Below are 19,992 nucleotides of genomic sequence, written 5' to 3' on the forward strand. Positions count from 1 at the left end.
ACAATTATAAACAGATGAAGGACATACATTAGGTGTAACAGAAAGTAAATTCCCCTGTTTTGGGTTTTCAAGAAAATTAATTGGGTTATTTTTTAGTTTCTGTTTATTTTCTACCATTTTTTTACTAGTTTTCTTATCGTTAACCCCAACGATATGTCTTTAATTCACAGAGGCCTTACTTTATCCTTTAAGGTGGAAGAAAACCACTTGGAACAGGTAAATGAGCTTTTGGAGGCCTTTAACCGGCAGCAGCCTTCCAAAGAATCGCTACCCGACACCTTTTTCATCAGTTGGCTGGGAGTACCCCCTCAGGTATATGCCGAAAAGGAAAAACTTCCTGCAAGGATTTTGTTGATGAGCAGTTACGTAGGATCGAAGAGAAAGCACCTTCAAGTATTGGTAGAAGCAATAGGGGAGGAATTGAGACAGGTACTCGCCTTTACTGTAGGATTCCCCAAAGAGCAAATCACCAACAAGTCCTTGGTTAGGTTTTTGGCTAAAAGTAGCAAGTTCAACACCTATTATTCCGGTTTCAAATTTATTTCTCCAAAGGAGGTAATTCCGGAAAAAAATCTTAGGGAATGGGTCTACGGATGGGTAGAAAAGCAACTTCAGGATCCAAACTTTGGAACAAGTACACCCCAGGAAATTAAAGACAGGATTGAAAATGCCGTAGAAAAAGACCCCAACTATAATTGGGCGATGAAAAAACCCAAAGGCCTAGGAAGAAGTAAATGGGCCATGCTTTCCGCCCTGGGGTTGTTTGGGTTGTTGATGGTGCTTTCCCTTTTCATTGCTTTGGTGAGCATTTGGTGGAACCTGGGTAGCTGGGTCCTGTTGGCTTGGTTGTTTCCTTTCTTTATCGTGTCCATTTTCCTTCTTTTGGTACTGCTTAGAAAAGAGGAGAACATAGAACCTCCTCCGATACAGGTGATTAATGATAAAGACTATCTAGAAATCGTTTCCAGGGAAAAAAATAAGGTAGTGAACGAAATGACAGTCATTGCGCCCCTTAAACCCGGGAAGTTCAGGCGAGTCTTTCTTGCTGTTTCTTTGCGGTTGGTAGCAATGATCCGCTATTTCACCTATATACCCACGGTACATACGGCCAGATGGCTTCAGCTAGACGGCGGTAAAAGGTTGGTTTTTATCGCCACTTTTGACAACCAGTCAGAGGCATATGCACATGATTTTGTGGATAGCGAACAAAGGTCCCGAAACCTAGCGGTGATTTTCAGCCACGTGATGGGTTTCCCAAAAACTACCTGGCTGATAAAAAGGGGTGAAAACTATAGAAAAGACTATATGAAGGGAGTGAGGTCATTCCAGTTCAAAACCAGGTTCTGGTATGCCTTTAATACCGATTTAAGTGTGGAAAACCTGAAAAACAACAGGGCTTTTCGCTTAGGATTGCATAAAAAAATGAAGGAACATGAAATTCGAAGATGGCTATTGAGACTATAATCCACGGATCCGACCTTGAACTACACGATATGCAGGGAATCCTTATCAGGGGCTACGGAGCTCTGCCCGAAGCCAAGTACCTGCTCTTGGGCTTCGAAGATAGAAAATTGGCTAAATCCTATTTGAAGGACATGCATCTATTAATAACCAATGGTTTGGTCAAGCCAAAGGACCAAGCCATGAATTTTGCCCTGACAGCTTCGGGAATAAAGACTTTAGGTATAAATGAAGAGGACTTTTCTACATTTTTAAGGGAATTCAAGGAAGGAATGACAGAGCCACACAGGCAATTTGTATTGGGGGACAAAGGTGAATTTTCCGCGGGAAATTGGGATTGGGGGCAACCAGGGGGAGAGAAGGTGGATCTTTTACTGATGGTATTTGCCAAAGACCATGAGCTGATGGAAAAGATTCTGGACAGGGAAAAGGAAAGGATGGAAAGGTTTGGAGTGAAACTACTCCATTCGCTTCCAACGGCATTGCTGCAGGATCATAAAGAGCACTTTGGCTTCCGGGACGATATCTCTCAACCTCGGATCAAGGAACTGGCCAAAACATACCAAGAAGGAGATTTTCCTGCTGGCGAATTTTTCCTGGGGTACAGGGATCTTTATGATGAATATCCCTTAAGTCCCTCTGTGGCGGAGCAGGAGGATTCTATGGATTTACTACCTATTTCCTACGAAAATAAACAGAGAAAAGATCTTGGAAAAAATGGGAGCTACTTGGTATTCAGGCAAATGCAGCAGGATGTTGTGGCTTTTTGGGAGTATATGAAAACTAAGACTATTTCTGAGGAAGAGGCCATTTTGCTAGCCAGCAAGATGGTGGGAAGATGGCCTGATGGTAGTCCATTAACCCTTTGTCCGGATGGGCCAAACATGGATTTATCTCAGGAAAATGACTTTAACTTTTGGAAGGAAGACAAACTGGGTTTAAAATGCCCTATAGGTGCACATATCAGAAGAACCAACCCAAGAGATCACCTGGTGACAGAAACAAATGCAAAAGATTCAAAAGAGATGGCAGGTAAACATAGGATGTTGCGAAAGGGACGTCCATATGGTAAGCCGCTGGAAGCAGATATAGACCCCTTAAAAATGATGATGAAAGCGGATGATGGGGAGGAACGCGGCCTCCATTTTATCTGCCTCGTCACCGATATCAGGAGGCAGTTTGAGTTTGTCCAAAACAGTTGGGTGAACTTCCACAAGTTTGGGGGACTTGACCAGGATGCAGACCCTATAATTGGCAATCATTACCAAGAAGGGAACCTTAAAACTGATGAATTCTCTGTACCTCAATTTCCTGTACGGAAAAAGTATGAAAAGCTACCGAATTTCACCAAGGTGAGGGGAGGAGCCTATTTTTTTGTGCCGGGTATGAGGGCGATGAAGTTTTTGTCAAAAGCCTTGGAATAAGATGAACCAGAAAGCAGAAGAAAATACAGAGGAGATCATTCAGACCATGAAAAGGTTTCTGAATGAAAACTATGCTCAAGGAGCCATCAAAAGGAATTTCCACCCCAAAATGCATGGATGCCTGAAAGCAACACTTAAAATTAGGGCGGACATAGCCCCACACCTACGTCACGGAATTTTTAGGGAAGAAAGAAATTATGATGCATGGCTGAGGTTATCCAATGCCCCCCCAAAGTCCCAATCCGACACCAACAGTTCGGGAAGGGGTTTGGCCATTAAGGTTTTAGACGTAGAGGGAGAGCAACTTGATGCGGACCCATTGGGGATTCCAACACAAAACTTTTTGTTGACCAGCAGTCCTATTCTTTCTACTTGGAATACAGGATTGTACAAAAAGGCCATAAAAGCCGTTTTATTCGGATTTTGGGAGCGCTTGTGGTTTGCCATTAATCCCCTTCATTGGAGAAGTATATTTTTGACTTTTAAATATGCCAAAAAGCACGATAACTTATTGGGAATAACTTATTTTTCTGGTGCTGCTTTTTGCCTAGGTCCTGCCGCCTATGTCAAATTTATACTGAAACCAAAGAAAAACCATTTGGGTTATACCCTTAACAAGCCCAAAGGAGAAAACTTTCTTCGGGAACAACTGGTCATGGACTTAGGAGAAAAAGATTATTACTTTATTCTGGGAGTACAGGTCCATGAGTCTAAAAAAAAACAACCCTTGGAAAATACTTCAAAGGTTTGGGAAGCCCCCTTTATCCCTTTAGCCGATCTCCAAATTCCCAAACAGGAATTTGACACTTCGGATAGGAGGGCCTTTGGAGACAAACTGGTATTTTCCCCCTGGATTGGCCTAAAGGACCACCTGCCAGTAGGAGAACTCAACCAAGCCAGAAGAAGGGTTTATCAAGAGTTGGCAGCTTTAAGATCATAATCCATCAACTCCTCCAAGAAAGGGTTCAAAAAGGTATTTCCAGCATATTTTGCTTGCTGGACTTTCCACTTATCGAACATAGGAAAAGCTTTTCGGACCTTTTTCCCGTTCCAAGGCAACAAGGAAAGGCCCCAATGGGGCACACCCCCCAACTTTAGCATTTCCTTTTCCAATTTTTTCATTAATGATATGGTACCCGTTACCCCCATTACGCTTACCAATTCGATCATGCAGACATTCCCCTGTTGCATCATGGAAAGATGTGCAGGACAGTGTTTGACAAACCTTAACGCGAAGGGTGCTGCCAAATAATGATCATACTCGGCGGAATCCTGACAAACCTCCAGAATTTTTTCCACTGCGACAATCACTTTGTCTAGGGGAAAGCCAAACTCTATCGCATAGCCGTAAAACTTTAATTCCCCAAGACCCTGGTCCAGTACCAGGTTGGCCAAATCCAGGTATCCTCCTCCTTTTTCTTTATGATCCTCAATTCTCTGTAAGGAATTGTTGATCATGTTGGGAATGTTTTGGCTTCCCCGGTTAAATACCCATGGAGATAGTCTACCAGAAATAGAGATCCCCGAGATCAGCGAGGAGAGATAATTCCTTTCGTGCTTTCCTTTGATCTCCCTTTCCATAATTTCTTTCTCTGCATAATTTCGGGTAGTAACCAGGCATTTTCTGGGAATGGTTTCCCCTGCTTCATTTTTTGTTTCATAGGGGTTGATCAATACTTCAAAATGCCTGTGCCGATTGGCATAGGCCCTAAGGTCCCAAGCCTCCATTTCCTTTTTTACCAGCTCCCAATCGAAAATCTTTCTTTCTTCATAAAGGTAGTATAGTGGCTGGACGGCTATGATCAGGGAAAAAACCACACCCATAGCTCCAATGCCGACCTGAGCAGCACGAAAGGCTTCATCATTCTGAACGAGGCATATATCCAGGTCTTCAATTTGGAGCCGCTGGGCATTCGCCAGTTGGGTTCTCTCGCTTTCATCCCCACACTCGTCCATTTCGAATTTCCATTCTTTTTCGTACTCATCCACGGCATTCACCAAACTCTCCATTTGGTCTTCTTTCCAAAGTTGAAAAGCCTGGGGATCAGTGATCCCATTTTTGGGTTCGATGCGAAAAATCTTACCCCCTTTTCCCACCACTGTGATTGATTTTACAAAAGCCGGGAATGGGCCTATTTCCATACCGGATCCATGGGTGGAAGTGGATATGGCACCGGTGATGGATTGAACACTAGAACCACCCTGATTGATCAGGGCAAGGCCACCACAATGATTATTTAACTCCTCAATCAAGTGATGTAGTTTGGTGCCACCACTGGTTTCAAACAAGTACCATTTCTCTACGGAGGTCGTATTGTTATAGTGGACCGATTGCTCGAAACCGTCCAGGTATTCGGGCTTGATGGCCTCTTTTGCAAGGCGCTGGGTGAGGTTCAGGTTATGGGTGCAAACCAAATACTCATCACTTTGTGCCAGGGGGGTCAGGGCATGTCCCGAACCCATGGCCTTTACTTGCCTTCCTTTACTTTCCGCTTGTTTCACTATTCCTACCAATTCAACCAAGCCCTTAAAATCAACTTTCTCCCGGGATCCTTTTAGGCGACCAAAATTTTCAAAATCCCCACCACCAGCGACAAAACATTTTTTAGGCTCCGAAAAGTGATTTCCATACCAGTTGCTCCACCTTTGTCTTTTACGGGAATCGTAGCGAAAGATTTTGCTATGGGAATATTCCCTATCCAAGGCCAAGAATATCCTTTCATGAGTGGGCAGACCCTTATTCAACCTGTTTTCTATCATGCGGCGAAACCATCTTGGATGTACAATGGTATTAATAAATTTCACCCATCGGTTTCTCTGCTCCCGGGTGCAGTTGTACGTAAGGGAAGTATCCAGCATTTCCACCGAATCGGGCAATTTTTTCCTGTTAAAGATGAGGTGGGAAACGATAAGGGCCAATGCCCAGGAAACCCTTGTTTTTCTCTTGGTATTAGGAACGGTTGTATTTAACATAAATAGTAGGTATTAAAAGTATATGTCTATAAAAATTAAGGTAAAATCCCATTAGATCCAAATTTTAATTCAGGAAAGTTTCATGGTTACCAACCCCGTTAAATTAAATTGGAAAAGACATAGGTCCCATTAACCAGTTTCCAGCCATCATTTTAAAGTTTTTTTTGTGAAGGAATTCTTCTATTTTACGCCGAAAATATAATTTCCCAAATGACCTATTTCATAAAAGCTTTCCGCCAATTCTGTGGTTTTTTGATAATTCTTCTTATAAGTTCTTGTGGCAATGGGAATACAGAAGAGACCCAGGGGGAACCAACCGGGATTTCTACATTAAAGCTAGAACAAGATGAAGCTACTGGATCCATTCAAGTATTTAGGCAAAATGGTAAGGAGGCTTTACTTACTCAGGAAGCCAAAGAGGACTTCCGCCCTTACATACACCCGATTCTTTCTCCTGACGGGAAGGGATACGCCACAGAGTACAGTCCAGGGCATCATTTGCATCAGACCGGGCTTTATTGGGGCTTCACCAATGTAAATGGAAGGGATTTTTTCCATCATCCGGAAGGCAGCTATTGGAAAAGGGTAGCTGTAAATACCATTGAGAAGGAAGGGGAAGAAGTGACTTGGCAAACCTTATACCATTTATTAGATGAGGATGGAGAGCCAATGATGCTGGAAACCCAAAATTGGAGTATGGTGGAGAAAGATGGAAAATATTTCCTGGATCTGGAGTGGAAGGGGGTGGCATTGCAAAACATCACTATAGGCAAATACGATTATGGGGGTCTGTTTTTGAGAATGCCTTGGGAGGAAAGCATTGACGGAGAAGTGGTAAATGCCGCCAGGCAAAGAAATGACAAGGCAGAAGGACAAGCGGCCATGTGGGTAAATGTGGGTATGCAGGTAGAAGGCAGGGAGGATTACCTGAATGTGGCCATTTTTGACCATCCTGAAAACAAGGGTTATCCCCAGAAATGGAGGGTTGACGGCCAACTAGGTGTTGGCCCGGCATTCACTAGAGGCTCGGATTGGGGGATAGAAAAAGGAGAAATCTTGAACTTGAAGCACCGTTTGCTTGTCTATACTGGCAAAAGGGACGATATGGAGCTAAATGCTGCCTGGAATCAATTTGGGGAAGGGAAAGGTAGTACAACCGCACTATGGAGGATCGCTCAGCAGGAAGGAAGGCAGGCTAAATTCCTGAATCCTGAGGAGGCAGTGGATGCAATGACCTTGAAGGATGGTTTTAATGTGAATGTATTTGCTTCCGAACCGATGATTACCCAGCCTATGGCATTTTGCTGGGACGATAAGGGAAGGCTATGGGTGGCTGAAAACAAGGACTATGAGTCTAGGGGACACGGCTTTTCCAGCGCAGGTAATTCTAGGATATTGATCCTTGAGGACACCAATGGTGACGGAAAAGCGGACACCAGCAAGGTTTTTTTAGAAGGATTGGCATTTCCCGCAGCTATGGCAGTGGGTTTTGACGGACTGTACCTCGGAGCCCCTCCTAATTTGTTATTTGTGCCAGATAGGGATGGCGATGACCGGGCAGATGTGGATGAAATTGAAATTCTCCTCACAGGGTGGGGAATAAGGGATAGGCACGAGACCCTAAACAGCCTTCATTGGGGGCCGGATGGGTGGTTATATGGATTACAGGGTTTTGCTACCCCTTCAAAGATCCGGAAGCCAGGCCCCGATACCAAGCTCTATTATCATAATGATCCCTTTCCTGAGGATCTTTTGGAGGGGGATGGGGTAGATATCAATGGGGGAGTATGGAGGTTTCACCCCACTAAAAAGGACTTTGAGGTAGTGGCTCACGGTTTTAGCAATCCATGGGGAATTGATTATGATCATAAGGGGCAACTTTTCATAACGGCCTGTGTGATCCCTCATTTATGGCATGTGATTCCAGGAGGCATTTATCACCGGCAGGGTGGGCAGCATTTTAATCCTTATGTATATGAGGATATTAAAACGATTGCCGACCACCGGCACAGATCTGCACATGGTGGTGCAAGAATTTATCAGTCCGACGCATTTCCAAAGGAAGAATATGGAAGGATTTTCATGGCAAATATCCACGAACATGCCGTTCTGTCAGATATTTTGGTCAAAGAGGGTTCTGGTTATATCGGTAAGGATGGGGATGAATTTATGATGGCCAATAATGCCCAGTGGGTGGGGTTTAGTATGGAAATTGGCCCTGACGGGGGGCTATACGTTCTGGATTGGCATGATGCGGACATATGTGGGCAGGAGGTTCTCAACGAGGAAACCGGAAGGGTTTTCCGGATTATGCCCGAAAACTCAAGTGCTAAAAATTGGGAAGGTAGGTTCAGCGACTTAAACAATTTCACGGATCTGGAGCTGGTAAATCTCCAAACGAATGAAAGTGACTGGCATGCACGCAGAGCTAGAGGGATACTTCAAAAAAGAGCTGTCAACTCTACAATGAAGAAAAATGCCTTGGATAGGCTGCAAGAAATCTACCGGAACGATGAGAATCCGGATTGGAGGTTAAGGGCCATGTGGGCTTTGCATATTACCGGGAACATGGATGCAACCTCCATGCTCAAGGCAACTGAGGATAAGGATGAATACATTAGGAGCTGGGCCATACAGTTTTTGTGCGAAGATAAACCCACCCCACCCAAAGCCTTGGAAAGATTTGCGCAAATGGCCAGATCTGACCAATCAGCTGTAGTCAGGTTATACCTGGCACAAAGCCTTCAGCGAATTCCCCAAAATGCTCAATGGGATATCGCCAACCATCTAGTAACAAAATCAGAAGACGCCGAGGATCATAATCTACCAAAAATGATATGGTTTGGCATCGAAAATCTTATCAAAAAGGATACGCAAAAGTTCATGGATCTTACATTGAGGGCTGAAATACCTTTACTGGCTAATTTCATGGCCAGAAGGGCTGTGGATGCCGACGAGTTTGAACGCTTGGTGACGGCTATAGAAAAAAGCAGCATAAACCAAAAATGGCTATTGGAGGGAATGTTGTCTGGTATGGAGGGCAGAACAGATCTAAAAGTGCCTTCAAACTGGTCAAGGCTGTCAAAGCAACTACAAAATAACCCAAAAACAGCAGAGCTCTCCCAGCAAATTGCTGAGCTTTTTGGTGATGCCGAAGCTACCCAAAGATCCCTTTCTATCCTTAAAGACCAAAATGCCAGTGTAGAGGACAGGAAAAAGGCTTTACGTGCCTTGAGTGCTCAGCAAAGAAAAGAGTTGGCAGATTACCTTCCTTCGCTTCTGGACGAAAAAGCCCTGAGGAAGCCTGCTATCCGTTCGGTAGCTTCTTTCGATCAGGAATCATTGGGGAAGGTATTGATAGAAAGATATGAAGAATGGGATGCCGAGGAGCGTTTCGAAGTGGTTCAGACCCTATCGAGCAGGCCAAGATTTGGCAATATGTTGGCGCAGGAAATCAAGGCAAATAAAATTCCAAAGCGGGAAATTCCGGCAAATGTTGCCAGGCAATTATTAAGAGTGGTAGGCAGCGGGTTTATTGAAATATGGGGACCAATTGAGCAGGTAGCACATGATGAAGAAGCCTATGAAAAGTACAGAGGCATGCTTACGGAAAATGCATTGGCTGAGGCAAATCTTCTAGAAGGAAAGCAGTTGTTTTCACGTACCTGTGGGGGTTGTCACAAAATGTTTGGAGAAGGAAGTGATTTGGGACCTGACCTTACTGGATCAAACCGCACAGACGTGGACTATATACTACTGAATGTACTGGAGCCAAGCGCAGAGATTCAAGACGATTACAGGATGGTGGTGATATCCACCAGGGACGGTAGAACCTATACCGGCAATGTAGTTAATGAAAACCAACGTCAGTTGGTTTTGAGGGTGGTGGGTCAGGATCCAGTGGTAATCAATAAATCCTCTATCCAATCTCGGGAGGTGACCGACGTATCCATGATGCCCCCGGGCCTCTTTGAACATATGAAAGAAAAGGAAATAGTAAATTTGGTAGCCTATTTAAAATCTCCAAAAGCGGTAAATTAGAACCTAAACCGAAAACCTGTGGAAATATTCCACATTTGTTGCCAACTTGAGTATTGAACCTCCATTTCTGGATTGGATAGCCCCAAAGACAGGTTATACCTACCTTCTAAATACAGGGCAAGGTATTCATTAAACTCTACATTTGCTCCTAATTTTGGGGCAAGCATCAGTCGGGTTTGAATAGAAGTGAGTATCAAACCCTGTTGGTTTCTCAGGTTTACAAATTGGAAACCAACGTCCGAACCTGCATATGCCGAAAAGTAGTCAGAAATAAATCGCTCATATCTATAAGTAAAAGCAGTTTCTACCAAAAAGCTACTGTAGTAGCCAGAATCCACTATAGCTGCCACATTGGAAGTATTGTTTTGAAACGGGAAGAACCCCAAACTGATACCATAGGCCTGGCTGTCCATGGTGTAGGGTACTTCATCGAAAAGTTGAACACCAAACTGGTAGCCAAAACTTGGGGCCCAGAACTCCGCTTCATTTCCCAGGAAGGAAGAATAAGTCAATCCCCCAGAAAATTCAGTGGATTGGGAATGGGCACCCAAATGGAAGCCGATGCTAAGAATCAGGATAAAAATAGGTCTAAAAGCAATAATCATAGTAAGAACACCAATATATAGAGTAAATTTTTTTGAAATTTAGGCAATTTCTGTACCATATAGTTTGAAGTACCGAATTTATATCCATAAGCATCAAGGAAACAAAACCAACCTAAATTTTGTATTAATACCATAACCTTCAACTTTAGAGCATTGGAAAAACAAGAGATAGGAATAGCGAAATATAAAGAGGGTGCTTTTGAAGAAGCTTTGGTGATTTTTAATGAACTTTTGGAGCAAAGCCCCAATCATCCTGAATACTTGGTCCAAAGAGCCAGAGTTTACAGCAGAATTGGAAAGTTTAAGGAGGCACTCCAGGATTTTGACTTCTTGGTAAATAAACACCCATTTGATACTAACCTAATGAGTGATCGTGCGGTGGTACTCCACTTGTTAAAGCGGAATGAGGAAGCACTTTCCGAATTGGATAGAGCCGTGAATTTAGACCCGAATAATCCTTACAGGTATTCCAGCAGAGCTTACCTTAAAGACCGCTTAGGTGACCTAGAGGGAGCAATAATAGACTATGAAAAGGCCATTGACTTAGATCCGGAGGATGCCATATCCATGAATAATAAGGGATTGGTTGAAGAGAAGATGGGTTACAAGCAAAAGTCCAAGCAAAGTTTTAAGCAGGCGGATGATTTAGTGGGATATACTCCAGAGATAAATAAAGAATCAAATGAACCTTTGCCGGTCACAGCATCAGAAGAACCTGAAAACGAAGCAGAAAAGAAAGTAAGTTTTCCAGCCTATTTGCAAACCTTAAGCAAGCTTTTCACGGACAAAAAGGAAAGGAAGGATTTCTTTCGGTTCCTAATCGGGCGATTTAAACGTTCTTGATTACGAAAAGTGGCTTGTTTATAAAATAAGACATTTTTTTGGACAGGTTGTTCGTAAAAAGCTTTTCGAACCAACTCTTCTTTTTGCTAAGAGTGAAAAGGATATCCCCTTTTGCGGTGATGAGATAACTTTCAAGACCCAATCCTGGATCATCACGGTAAGACTTCAGGACAAAGTTTGTTTTTTCATATCGGAGGAATGGGCTGATTTCATTGATCATGCTCTGATGCAGTGCCTTGTCAATGGATTTTTGTCTAGAACCTACATGCAGTACATCTATCTCGCTGTCAAAAAAAGTGGCAATTTGAGTTACCTTTTGTATAGCGAGTTTGTCTTCTTCCAAATAGTCGGTGGCATAGACTAATTTTCTGGGGTTTTTAAAAAACACCTTCCTAGGGATGACAAAAACGTCTCTGTTGGTTTTTTCCACCAAATTGCTGGTTCTTGTCCCTACATAATTTTTTTTAAATTCATTGACCCCTTCCGTACCCATGATAATCAGATCAGCATTTACTTCATTGGAAAAATGCAGAATGCTTTCTACGGTATCACCCTCCCTTATTTCAAAACTACAGGAAGCTAACCCAGCAGAAATGCTTTCTTCATTTACCGTATCCACGAGCTGCATCAATTTAGCTCTTGCAAATGCAATTGTCGGGGCATCCCCATTTTTTCCAGCGAGCTTTTGGTAATCCTCCCTATTTGGAACATGGAAAAGAATAAGCTTTGCCTGGTATTTTTCCCCAAGTTTCGCTGCATATTCTATTGCATTCAAGGAGCATTCAGAAAAATCCGTAGGGCAAACAATAGTGAAGCTTTTCATGGCAGTCAGTGGTTTTAATAGCCTTGGCTTGAATTAACTTGGTTTTTGAAAGGCAGTTTATTTTTGAGGTTGTGATAGTTTTCCATTATTTGGGGCGCTGCTGCTTGGTACATGGTAATGCAGGCAATGTGGGGAGTCATCATAATTTTGGGATGATCCCAAAAAGGGTGTTCTTTGGGCAGAGGCTCTTGGCGATATACATCCAACATGGCACCCGAAAGATATTCTTTATCCAAGCCTTTAATTAAGTCCTCTTCCACTAAATGTTTTCCCCTTGCCACGTTTATCAAATAAGTTCCGGGAGTACATTTTTCAAATAATTCCATATTTAAGCGACCCTCTGTTTTCTCAGTCAGGGGCAAAAGGCAAACCAGTACGTTTACCTTCGAAAGAAAGTCATTCAATTGACTTCCATAATAATAAGAATGCTTAAAATTGGATTTTGGGCTGTTGCCATAACCAATGGCAGGAATGCCTAAGGCAGACAATTTATCCAACACATCCCCACCCAGCTGCCCTACACCCATTACTCCCACAGTAATGTCGATCTCGGGATCGCTCATGTCCCAAATTTTCTCCTCTTTGTATTTGATGTATCTGAAAATTTGTCTGTGATAATTTAGGATTCCCATTATCACGTAGTTGGTCATGGAATAGGTAAGCCTAGGGTCCACGATTCTGGTTATGGGTATTCCTTTGGGCAGTTCCGGGTCAGCAATAATGTGATCCACTCCCGAACCCATAGAACATATTAGTTTTAAATTGGGAAAATCCATCAGCGAACCATGTGGATGTAGCCACACTACCGCCACATCCACTTTCTCGGGCTTTGTAATATTGGGGTATACTTCTACATCTACCTGATTGTCAATGGTTTTAAAAACACTTATCCAATTGTTTACTTCTTTGTTTGGCGCGATAATAGCTATGCTCATACCATCAAAATGAGTTAAAGTGTTAAGCACTTTATTATTTGTTACATCTCCGCAAAATGGACAAAACCAAAAATACTAACGGAGACTCCTGAATAATTCCTTAAGAACATTAAAGGTTTAATGTCAAATCTAATGGTCTATTTGTACCTTTGTGTCGGTTAAGATATGTAATAAATTTTACCCCCAGATCCTAAAATATATTGATCCTTGCTCTCAGAAATCAAAAACTAATTTAACAATATTTATTTATGAATACAAAAAAAATCATTTTACTGCTACAATTTTCGATTTTGTGTACAATAGGTGCCTTTGCGCAAATTAAAATGCCGCAAGCAAGTCCCCCGAGTAAAGTGGCGCAAATGGCTGGGCTTACACAGTTTAACCTGGAGTACAGTAGGCCTAGCATGAAGGGAAGAAAAATTTTTGGCGACCTAGTTCCTTTTGGGGCTGTTTGGAGAACGGGGGCAAATGCCGCAAGCACACTGGAATTTGATACCGAGGTGATGGTGGAAGGCCAAAAAGTCGATCCGGGTAAATATGCTATTTACACCATCCCAGAAAAAAACGAATGGACAGTGGTATTATCGAAGAACACAGAGCTATGGGGATCCATAGGGTATAGCAAAGAAGATGATGTGGTAAGAGTGAAAGTCCCAAGCAAAAAACTGAAAGATCCATTAGAAACCTTTGAAATCAGGTTCACCGATATTTCCGATACCGGAGTGACCATCGCTTTGGCATGGGAAAAAACCAAAGCCGAAGTAAGATTGGAAACGGAAGTGGATCCTTCGGTGATGAGACAAATCAAGGCCCAGGTAATTGATGGCACACCAGCAAATACCGGATTGTATTTTCAAGCAGCCACCTATTATTTCAACAATGAAAAGGACTTGAAGCAGGCACTGGAATGGGCCACAAAGGTGGTGGTGGAAGATGAAAAGTATTGGAATGTCCATCTAAAGGCCAAAATCGAACAAAAGCTGGGCATGAAGGAAGAAGCCAAAAAATCAGCCATGAGATCCATGGCCTTGGCTAAACAGGAAAAAAACCCTGACTATATCACACTCAATGAAAAACTGCTTAAATCCATAAAATAAAAAAAGGCTGTCTCTCTATTTTTAAGGAGACAGCCTTTAATTTTTCAGGGATTATACTGTGACACCCGTAGTCCCGGCACCCTTCAGAGTGGTTTCTACGGGAGAATTTTCTTTCCATGCACCTGATGTAAAGTCTGGTACGTCTATCCCACTGGATTTGTTGGCTACAGACCATTCGCTTAAGGGAGTGATGCAGGACCACAAAGCCGCATCATAAACATCCTGGTCCAAAGGCAACCCGTTTCTCAGGCAATCAATCAGCCTCCAGTCCATCATGAAATCCATTCCTCCGTGTCCTCCGATTTTTTTAGCCATTTCCCCCACCTTTTTCACAATTTCTGGAGTGTATTTCTCTTGGAGGGATTTCATCTCCTCTTCATCTAGCCAGCCATGACCCTTTGAAACTCCTTCCTTCGGCCATTTCTGAGCCATCCCCTTCGTTCCGCTAACCAGGTGAATCCTGGAATAGGGTCGGGGAGAGGTGACGTCATGTTGTATCATAATGGACCTTCCCTTTTTGGTTTTTACCAGGGTGGTATTCATGTTTCCCCTATAATTTCTAGCAGCAAACTGATTGAAAAAGGAATCTTCATTTGCCAATTTCTCCGCATGATCCCTCATATGAAAATCATGGCTAGACAGTGAGGTAAGGTAATCCATTTGATCCCCTCTGTTGATGTTCATGATTTGGCAAATTGGTCCCAATCCATGGGTAGGATATATATTTCCGTTTCTGAAGTTTTCCTTTAATCGCCACATTTCTTGGTAACCTTCTTCCTTGTTGAAGTTAAGATCCAATAGGTCATGAATATATGCACCTTCCCCATGAATGATTTCACCAAAATAACCACCTCTTGCCATGCTCAAGGTCATAAGTTCAAAGAAATCATAACAGCAATTCTCCAGTTGCATACAATGCTTTTTGGTGCGCTCAGAAGTTTCCACCAACTGCCAACATTCCTCTAAGCTCACTGCAGCAGGTACCTCGGACGCTGCATGCTTTCCTGCTTCCATGGCATATACGGCCATAGGAGTATGCCATTGCCAAGGTGTGGCAATATACACCAGGTCCAAATCATCCCTGTCGCACATTTTTTTCCATGCATAGGCCGAACCACTGTATTTTTCCGGTTTATGGGTAGTGCCTTCAAGGCTTTTCACTACCTTATCCACCCGTTCGGGTATTAGGTCACAAAGTGCCTTAATTTCTACCCCTTCTATTTTGCTAAGGCGGTTTACTGCCCCAGGGCCCCTATTTCCTAAACCTATGATGCCTACCCTAACCTTTTCAAGTTTTGGGGCAGCATATCCAGACATGTTGAATTTTTGAAACCGTTTTTTTTGGCTTTGGTTTTTAATATTGGCCAATTCCGCTGTGGTAAAACCACTCAATCCGCCACCCATTAGACCTATTCCTGCCATTCCGGAGCGTCTGAGAAAATCCCTTCTTTGCTTATTACTCATGTTACGTATGTTTGAAATTCTTCTTTATCTCATTAATTTACGGATAAACCATAAACTTTTATGAATTTTTTATCTAATCATTCTTAAATTTTAAAAAATATCTTTTTCTTATATAGAAAATAACACAAATACCACATCGCTCCCAAAGTGAGTAAGGCATTAATTAGTTGCATGCCAGGTTCCGGAACTCCCAATGGCTCCATTACCCCAAAACTGAAGATTTTGAGGAGGTTAAATAGCCATTGCCCTAGCACTTGGGCAAAAAGGTAGATAAAGATGGGATTCATCCCCACAAGGATAAAGGGGAACGTCCAGGATTGCACCTTTTTCATGTCCACCAACCAATAGAAAAGACCCAATGCGACTAGTGCCCAACCCCCAGAAGCCAAGACAAAAGAGCTAGTACAAATTCGTTTTACGATTGGGGTAATTTGCAAAATGTCCAATCCATATCCCAATATCAACCCCCCAAGTCCTGCTAAAAAGAACCATTTAATCTTCTTCAGATCCGGCAATTTTTTCCTCAAAAGATTACCGCACATGGCTCCCCATAAAGTATGTGCGGCGGTAGGAATGCAATTGATAGCTACCCAATTCCCCGGACTTAATTTACCCATCATTAATTGATCCATATAGGAACCGAAATTTTCTCCCTTCACGAATGGCGCCTCCGGATGATACATCCTATACATAAGTTCAGTAAGCAATAAAAGTCCAATAGATACCCCGAGTTGAACCTTAAAGGGTTGTCGAAGGAAGAGATAGGTAAATAGGATGGTAAAAGACAACTGCGTTAGCACATTCCACAACTCAAATACCAACTGCTGGTTATATACACAATGAAGGCCTGTGCCAAACAAAAACAACAATAGGCACCTTCTTAATACATGTCTGGTCACTTTGGAAGAATCCTGGCTGTTTTCCAGACGCCTAGTAAGTGAAAAAGGCATGGCTACGCCTACGATAAACATGAAAAATGGCTGAATCAGATCCCAAAACCTAAGCCCATTCCATGGGTGGTGGGTAAACTGAATCATAATATGGTGTCCCCAGGTGTTTTCTGGGAAAAGGCCTATCAAGGCCTGATAGAGAAGTGCTGATTCCGCAATCAGCAAAAACATGGTGATCCCTCTGTATGCATCCAAAGACACAAGTCGGTTTGACGGGGAGATAATCGGTTGCTTCATTGAGTTCGTTTGAAAATTGACCAGCACAAGTTAGCTTTTCATTTTTCCTTCCCAAAAGATTCTTATATAAAGTCACCATTTTGCTTATGTATGGAATCGTAATATTCAGCACCTGCAAAAAAAGCAAATGAAGGAGTGCGTCTAATGTTTCAAAGTAGGGGTTTTCCTCGATACTAGGACAAAGGCGACTGGGTTTTTCAGGGTAGAGAAGATCCAGTACAGATGGTGGTTTGTTGATCCGTTAAGATTATCTTTTCTTCTCCGCTGGTGTTACCTGCATGAGAAGTCAATGTGACCTGGGCCACGTTTATGGCTGAGATTATAACATCTGTGTTGTTCCTGAGCAGTATGGTGGAATATGCATTATAAAATCTGCGGCAAATCGCTTATTCAAGAAACTTAGTTATGGATTATTCAAAACAATTCTTCTGTAAGAAAAAAGTGCTGGGTCCCCGTCATCTTTAACTTCTAAAATCAGATGGAGGTCCTGCCCCTTTTTCAGCTCTGGCATGATGAATCGCATTTCTTCCCTGTCGTTATTTCTTAGCCTTAGATCCCCACTAAATTGGCCAATCTCTCTATAGAGAAACCAATTATAGCTTAAGGCATCGCCATCCGGATCATGGCTTCCGGCCGCGTTGAGGTGCACCTCTTCACCAGCCTTAACCTCAGCAGTGGCCAGAGCATGTCCTTCATTTCCATTTAATACGACAACTGGGTTGTGGTTGGCATCCTCAAGGTTTTCGGCAATATTCCAATCCATCCTTGCCGCAAAATCATGCTGGTATCCTTCTCTCCATCGCCATATGGTCGCTTGGTTGGAAGCCTCAGCCCTACCTTCGGGAAGAATGATTTCATCTTGGGTGTTCACCGAGCTGGTCCATATCGCGTCTTTTTCTCCATAGGACCTGTAAAGCTCATATCTTCCGCCCCAACCCCCAAAGGCGGGGCTCTTGTACCAAGCCAAACCATTTTGAATCAGCCCTATAAAGGAAGGAGTGTCGCCCTCCATAATGTAGTCCGACTCCAAATAATTGGCGCCTAGGGGACCATGATTTTCCATGATGTTCTCCCTTAGCCAAGGGTTGTCCACCAGCTCAAATTGGTAACCGGGCCCATTTTTGTACCAGCGGTCACCGGCAATGCCTGTCCAAGTGGCCCTATAGTATTCAAACCAGCTATCCCCTGCACTGGCATCCACGATAAAGAAGATACTAGGAAATTCATGGCGGATCCATGGACCGGAAAAATCCTGATCAGAGATGGTGTATACCTTCAACTTAGCGACGAAAGCATCAACTTCCTCGGCTGACCTTGTATTCTTTACTTTCCAAAGAGCCTGTGCTAAGCAATTGGCTCCTCCCCAAACAGATATCCAAAGGGGCCTATCATCCTGCTTATCTACGGCCTTGATGAGTAATTCCGATCCCGGTGAATCCTTTCCCTCACCCACACCCTCCATACTGAAAAGAGGTAGGTGCTCGGAGGTAATGTCCAGTAAGTATTCCATGCTTGGAAATCCCTCTGCATGCTTTTCCAAATTGGGTTTTACCTTACCATAATTGCGCACCAATTCCTCAATTTTATCCTTCCTGGTTTGGTTTCTGAGGTGAGTGGAAGTGGTAGCAACTATTCCCTCAATATCAAACTCATTGGAATAAACTAATAAACGAACAAGAGACTGCTGATCATCTGGCTCATTGGTAATGTCTGTCAATACAAATACACGTTGCTTCTCCGGAGCCTCAAAGGCCAATTCGGTTTGAGCTTGGATAGTACAAGCTAGAATATAATTCAGTAATAGGAAGAAAATGGAAAAACGCATAATTTTGGATTTATTAATTGTACTCAAAAGTACAATGGGAATCTAAGGAATTCTTATTACATTTTGACAAAGAACGCCCACAATCCCAATTCATTCAAGGATTTCTTTGATGATTTCCACATAGGCGTCTGCATATTGTTTCATCCCCCAATCTGTAGGGTGAGTTCCATCCACCGTAGCCTCGATGTGCATGCCTATTTCCTCTTTTTCCAAATAATAAATTTCTTCCACCCCTTCCATAAGCAGTTCCCGAAAGACGGATTTGCTCCATTTGTTTACGTTTTCCACCGCTAATTTTCGTGCATGGTCCGTTAATTGGTCCGAATATCCTGCATGCTCAACCAAAAGAATGGGGATGTCAGGTTGTATATCCTTTAGGTATTGGACGGCTTTTTTGATTCTCCCCTTTACCTCGCCTTCCGTATATCCCGCAAATGGAACAAGGTTGGGGAGACAATCCAGTATAAATAATGAGGCTTTTACTGTTCCAATAAATTCCAGCACCTCAGGTTCCAGTCTTCCATTCCCAGAAAACCCCAGATTGACCAAGGGCTTATCAAGTGCCCTTTCCAATTGGGCGGGCCAAGCCATGCCCGGCCGGCTTGCCGAAGCCCCATGGGCTATAGAAGTACCATAAACCAATATGGGGTTTGCCTCCATTTGAGATTGAAATTCAAGGGTTCCATTAACTCCAATTTCCATCCAGGAAACCCCGTTATATAAGGGCAGGTACAGCATGCCTTCATAAGGGCTTGTCCTATGGGGAGTAATTGCAAAAGTATAAGTAACGGTGTCGGCAAATTGATATTTTCCCTTAACCCACTTCCAAGTGGATTCTCCTTCACGGAGGTATAAATCCAGTCCAGATACTCCAGTGGCGGGCATATGTGGCATTTCCAATCTTCCAGTTGGGAGGTATTTAACCTTAATACTATCGGCTTGTGTCTGAAATTTAACCTTGAGCCCTGCTGAATGTTGAGATAAGTTCCACACAGTTTCCCTTACCTTTTCTTTGGCTTCCAAGGGGAGCCTTCCGTAGCCTATTCCCTCCCAAGCTTGCCCCTGAACGACTTGCCCATCTATCTGTAATGGGTTGTACCAGTACCATTCACCTTGAGCCGACAGCGAATTACCTGACACATGGATAAAAAAGCAAAACAGTAGCCCTAAGCCACTAAAAAAGGAGTGATGCCTCCTACTACTATTCGGTATAACTGATGGCATGTTGTAGATGGGGTGGTATGTTTTTATGAGTGAAAATACGAGAATAGTCTGGGTATAATACCACTTGTATGCCTAATTTTCTTTATTTCT

At 43.0% G+C, this 19,992-nt stretch carries 14 protein-coding genes; 6 read left to right on the forward strand and 8 right to left on the reverse strand.

Features of this window, described 5'->3' with window-relative positions:
- Positions 1-153 precede the first annotated feature (153 nt).
- From DB520_RS17545 to DB520_RS17555, 3 genes are read left to right on the forward strand one after another with little or no spacing between them, the layout of a single operon-like run.
- The gene (locus tag DB520_RS17545; protein WP_114751069.1) at positions 154-1,464 is read left to right on the forward strand and encodes a peroxidase; all 1,311 of its coding nucleotides are present in this window, start codon (positions 154-156) and stop codon (positions 1,462-1,464) included.
- On the forward strand, positions 1,446-2,885 hold the full coding sequence (locus DB520_RS17550; protein ID WP_232835039.1) for a Dyp-type peroxidase: 1,440 nt from the start codon (positions 1,446-1,448) through the stop codon (positions 2,883-2,885). Before DB520_RS17545 ends, DB520_RS17550 begins: the two co-directional genes overlap by 19 nt.
- Before the next feature lies 1 nt (position 2,886).
- Positions 2,887-3,825: a catalase family protein gene (locus DB520_RS17555; RefSeq protein WP_114751070.1), complete on the forward strand. Its 939-nt coding sequence runs from the start codon at positions 2,887-2,889 to the stop codon at positions 3,823-3,825.
- Here DB520_RS17555 and DB520_RS17560 read toward each other — a convergent pair.
- On the reverse strand, positions 3,798-5,858 hold the full coding sequence (locus tag DB520_RS17560) for a D-arabinono-1,4-lactone oxidase (RefSeq protein WP_114751071.1): 2,061 nt from the start codon (positions 5,856-5,858) through the stop codon (positions 3,798-3,800). The genes DB520_RS17555 and DB520_RS17560 overlap by 28 nt on opposite strands.
- 210 nt (positions 5,859-6,068) lie before the next feature.
- On the opposite strand from DB520_RS17560, the gene DB520_RS17565 reads away from it, so the two are divergent.
- Positions 6,069-9,899 (forward strand): PVC-type heme-binding CxxCH protein, encoded by a 3,831-nt coding sequence (locus tag DB520_RS17565; protein WP_114751072.1) that lies wholly within the window; start codon positions 6,069-6,071, stop codon positions 9,897-9,899.
- Here the strand turns inward: DB520_RS17565 and DB520_RS17570 are convergent.
- Positions 9,896-10,504, reverse strand: coding sequence for a hypothetical protein (locus tag DB520_RS17570; RefSeq protein ID WP_114751073.1), 609 nt, complete (start codon positions 10,502-10,504; stop codon positions 9,896-9,898). The genes DB520_RS17565 and DB520_RS17570 overlap by 4 nt on opposite strands.
- Positions 10,505-10,657: 153 nt before the next feature.
- Here DB520_RS17570 and DB520_RS17575 point away from each other — a divergent pair, with 153 nt between their 5' ends.
- Entirely contained in the window at positions 10,658-11,347 is a 690-nt protein-coding gene (locus tag DB520_RS17575; protein WP_114751074.1) for a tetratricopeptide repeat protein, read from the forward strand.
- Here DB520_RS17575 and DB520_RS17580 read toward each other — a convergent pair.
- Positions 11,334-12,170, reverse strand: coding sequence for a universal stress protein (locus DB520_RS17580; protein WP_114751075.1), 837 nt, complete (start codon positions 12,168-12,170; stop codon positions 11,334-11,336). The genes DB520_RS17575 and DB520_RS17580 overlap by 14 nt on opposite strands.
- Positions 12,171-12,184: 14 nt before the next feature.
- Complete coding sequence (locus DB520_RS17585) at positions 12,185-13,105, reverse strand: 2-hydroxyacid dehydrogenase (protein WP_114751076.1); 921 nt, start codon at positions 13,103-13,105, stop codon at positions 12,185-12,187.
- A 248-nt stretch (positions 13,106-13,353) separates the two neighbouring features.
- On the opposite strand from DB520_RS17585, the gene DB520_RS17590 reads away from it, so the two are divergent.
- Positions 13,354-14,202 (forward strand): DUF2911 domain-containing protein, encoded by an 849-nt coding sequence (locus DB520_RS17590; protein WP_114751077.1) that lies wholly within the window; start codon positions 13,354-13,356, stop codon positions 14,200-14,202.
- A gap of 51 nt (positions 14,203-14,253) precedes the next feature.
- On the opposite strand, the gene DB520_RS17595 is transcribed toward DB520_RS17590, so the two are convergent.
- From DB520_RS17595 to DB520_RS17610, 4 genes are all read right to left on the reverse strand, one after another.
- Complete coding sequence (locus DB520_RS17595) at positions 14,254-15,666, reverse strand: Gfo/Idh/MocA family protein (protein WP_114751078.1); 1,413 nt, start codon at positions 15,664-15,666, stop codon at positions 14,254-14,256.
- Positions 15,667-15,749: 83 nt separating this feature from the next.
- Entirely contained in the window at positions 15,750-16,853 is a 1,104-nt protein-coding gene (locus DB520_RS17600) for an acyltransferase family protein (protein ID WP_114751079.1), read from the reverse strand.
- Between the two features lie 403 nt (positions 16,854-17,256).
- Entirely contained in the window at positions 17,257-18,678 is a 1,422-nt protein-coding gene (locus DB520_RS17605; RefSeq protein WP_114751080.1) for a DUF1593 domain-containing protein, read from the reverse strand.
- Between the two features lie 90 nt (positions 18,679-18,768).
- Entirely contained in the window at positions 18,769-19,902 is a 1,134-nt protein-coding gene (locus tag DB520_RS17610) for an SGNH/GDSL hydrolase family protein (protein WP_114751081.1), read from the reverse strand.
- Positions 19,903-19,992: the final 90 nt, after the last annotated feature.

Origin of the sequence: Pleomorphovibrio marinus, assembly GCF_003347495.1 — a bacterium.
GTDB classification, from domain to species: Bacteria; Bacteroidota; Bacteroidia; order Cytophagales; family Cyclobacteriaceae; genus Pleomorphovibrio; species Pleomorphovibrio marinus.